Annotated in this window: 4 protein-coding genes; 1 reads left to right on the plus strand and 3 read right to left on the minus strand. The window is 71.3% G+C overall.

Annotated elements, in window-relative coordinates; translation table 11 throughout:
• The coding region (locus tag ACYVE7_RS31650) for a glycoside hydrolase family 3 protein (protein ID WP_460369940.1) at positions 1 to 1,037 on the minus strand (1,037 nt) is incomplete at its 3' end.
• Between the two features lie 244 nt (positions 1,038 to 1,281).
• Here ACYVE7_RS31650 and ACYVE7_RS31655 point away from each other — a divergent pair.
• A complete protein-coding gene (locus tag ACYVE7_RS31655) occupies positions 1,282 to 2,472 on the plus strand; it encodes an ROK family transcriptional regulator (RefSeq protein ID WP_460369942.1) in 1,191 nt (396 codons plus the stop codon).
• A gap of 49 nt (positions 2,473 to 2,521) precedes the next feature.
• Here ACYVE7_RS31655 and ACYVE7_RS31660 read toward each other — a convergent pair whose 3' ends face one another.
• Positions 2,522 to 2,656: a hypothetical protein gene (locus ACYVE7_RS31660; protein ID WP_460369943.1), complete on the minus strand. Its 135-nt coding sequence runs from the start codon at positions 2,654 to 2,656 to the stop codon at positions 2,522 to 2,524.
• A 185-nt stretch (positions 2,657 to 2,841) separates the two neighbouring features.
• Positions 2,842 to 3,232, minus strand: a 391-nt coding sequence (locus ACYVE7_RS31665) for a hypothetical protein (RefSeq protein ID WP_460369944.1), incomplete at its 5' end; no start/stop codon positions are given.

Here is a 3,232-nt window from a genome sequence, read left to right on the forward strand (position 1 = left end):
GCGGCCTCGAGCCCGGCGGGCCGGTCCAGCTCGACCGCCCGGGACGTCGCCAGCCACGTCTTCAACCGGCGGACGCGCTGCGCGGCGCTCTCCAGGCGGTCCTCGGGCAGCCGGCCGTCACGGACCGCCCCCACGATCGCCGCGGTGATCTCCTGGACGGAGCCGGCGAACTCCTGGGAGCCCAGGCAGAGCAGGTCGGCGCCTGCGATCAGCGCCTGGACGGCCGCCTCGGGGATGCCGATCGCGCCGCTGGCGCCCTTCATGTCGAGCGCGTCGGACACGACGACGCCCTGGTAGCCCAGCTCGTCGCGGAGCAGCCCGGTGATCGCGGCCTGGGAGAGGGTCGCGGGGGTCTCCCCGGTCAGCTCGGGGACGATCAGGTGGGCGGTCATCAGCGCCTGGGTCCCGGCGGCGATCGCGGCCCGGAACGGCGGCAGTTCCCGCTCGTGCAGCAGCGCCAGATCGGCGTCGACGACCGGCACCGACAGATGGGAGTCGTCGCGGGTGTCGCCGTGGCCGGGGAAGTGCTTCACACAGGCCGCGACGCCCGCCTCCTGCAGGCCCGTCACGGACGCGGCGGCGTGCCGGGCGACCACGTCGGCGGTCGCGCCGAACGCGCGGGTCCCGATGATCGGGTTCTCGGCGGCGCTGTTGACATCGACCGAAGGAGCGAAGTCCATGTTGACGCCGACCTCGGCCAGTTCGGCGCCGATCGAGCGGAACACGCGGCGGGTCAGTTCCACGTCGTCGACCACGCCGAGCGCGGCGTTGCCGGGGTAGCGGCTGCCGGTGGTGTGGTCGAGGCGGGTGACGTCGCCGCCCTCCTCGTCGATCGTGATGATCGGCTCGCCGGCCTTGCGGAGTTCCGCGGTGAGCTGGGCGAGGCCCTCGGCGCCCGGCACATTGCCGTTCAGCGCGAAAAGGGTGACTCCGCCGAGACCTTTCTCCAGCTCGTCGAGAAGCCAGTCGGGCGCTGTCGCACCCGGAAAGGCCGCGAGGAGGGTCGCTCGGGCAAGGCGGTGCAAGGCGTCGGACATGGTCAGAGTTCCCCTTTCAGGCATTCCGCACGCAGTGATCAGTTGGTGTGGCCTCCCGCAGTGGTCAAGAACCTTTAAAGTTCCCACCATGTCCCCGCGTGCGGCCCTGATCGAGGCGTGCCCCCGTGCTCTACGGCGATCCCGCCCTGAGCGGTGGGCTCGCGCGGGGTTGTGGACAGTAAACTAACAAGAAACTTTCCTATACATAACCCGTTCCGGCAGATTGATCGACAGGAGGCCGAGCATGGCCATACGTCCGGGGACGCCCCGCCTGCTGCGCGAGCTCAACGACCGTGCCGCCCTCGAACTCCTGATCGCCGAAGGCCCGCTGACCCGCGCGCAGATCGGCGAGCGGACCGGATTGTCCAAGGTGACGGCCTCGCAGCTCCTGTCACGGCTCGAAGAACGGGGCCTCGTGGAGGTCGTCGGCGAGCAGGCCGGCGGCCGCGGGCCCAACGCCGCGCTGTACGGAGTCGTCCCGGCCAGCGCGTTCGTCGCCGGTCTGGAAGTCGGGCCCGACGGGGTGACCGCGGCCATCGCGGACATCACCGGCGAGGTCGCCGCGGAGATCACGGTTTCGCTGGACGGCGCGGAGGACCCGGTCGCGGTCGTCCACTCGGCGGTCACGAAAGCGTGCCGGTCTGCGAAGGTCGCGGCGTCCCGGCTGCACGCCTTCGTCATCGGGACTCCCGGCGTCGTCGACCCGCGCACCGGCGACGTCCGGTTCGCGTTCGACCTGCCCGCCTGGCATGAGGGCGTGCTGGAAGGGTTGCGGCGCGACCTGCGGCGTCCCGTGGTGATCGAGAACGATGTGAACCTGGTGGCCGTCGCCGAACGCGCCTACGGTGCCGCCCGCGACGCGGAGGACTTCGCGCTCATCTGGATCGACCGCGGTATCGGTCTCGCCGTCATGTTCGGCGACCGGCTGCACCGCGGCATCTCCGGCGGGGCCGGGGAGATCGGCTACCTGCCGGTGCCGGGCGTCCCGCTCCCCGAGGGCGTGACCGAATCGCTCACCTACGGGCAGCCCGCCCTCGCCGGCGGTTTCGGCTCGCTCGTCGGCGCGGACGCCGTCCGCGACCTGGCCGCCGCGCATGGCTTCACCGACGTCTCGGCCGTCGAGGCCGTCCGGCTGGCCGCCGCCGACGAGGAACGCGGCGGAGCCTTCCTGGACGAACTGGCCACACGCCTGTCGTACGGCGTGGCCTCCGTCAACATCGTCCTCGACCCCGGCCTGGTCGTCATCACCGGCGAACTGGGCACCGCCGGCGGCGAAGGGCTCGCCGAACGCATCGAGCGCGCCGTCGGACGCATCTCGCCGACCCGCCCCCGCATCGTCCTGGGCCAGGTCGAAGGCAACCCCGTCCTGCGGGGCGCCCTGCACGCCGCGCTCTCCCAGGCCAGAGAAGAAGTCTTCTCCACCACCGCCGACTGAGAAACGTGCGCCCCGGTTCGTCCGGACGCACGTCGGAAAGCGGATGCTGCTACTTGGTGGTCTGGCGCTCGGGCGTGGCGGCGCCGGTGCGGCGCGGATCGGTACGGGCGCGGTCGCGGAGGGTCTGGGAGATGACGATGCGCTTGCGGCGCTGCGCCATCACCCATCGAGCGGTCGATGTCATGCCAACTCCCCAGTTGACGGGCGGTGCTGACACCGCCGGAACCCCGTGATGCCAATCAGCTTGGCAGGAGCGCCGGTCCGGATCGTCGGCCCTGAGAACGATTTCCCATCAGCCGTCCGGAGTAGCGCCCTTGTACTCTTTGACGCCTTGAGACGTGGAAAACGTTGCTTCGGTTCCGGGCTTTTCTATCTGCGCAGCCGAAATCCCTTCGGAGTGGGGTGGAAACCCGCCGACTCGAGGATTTCGGCCAGCGGCGACGCCGTGACCGCGACCCCGTCCACACGCTCCACCGTCACCTGGCCGAGCGCCCCGTCCCGGACGGCCCGCGCCAGCGCACCGACCGCAGGGTCGAGACCTTCGTGATTCCAGGTGAGGAAGGACTTGCCGCCGCGTTCGGCGTAGAGCGTGAGCTCGCCGTCGACCAGGACGACCAGCGCGCCCGCCTTGCGGCCGGGACGGTGCCCGCCGTCGGTCTCCGGCCAGGGGAGCGCCGCCCCGTACGGGTTGGCCGGGTCGGCGGCGGCCAGCACGGTGGCGCGCCCGTCCTTGACGTCCCGCAGCGAACGCAGCCGGTCG

This window comes from Actinocorallia lasiicapitis (assembly GCF_054778695.1).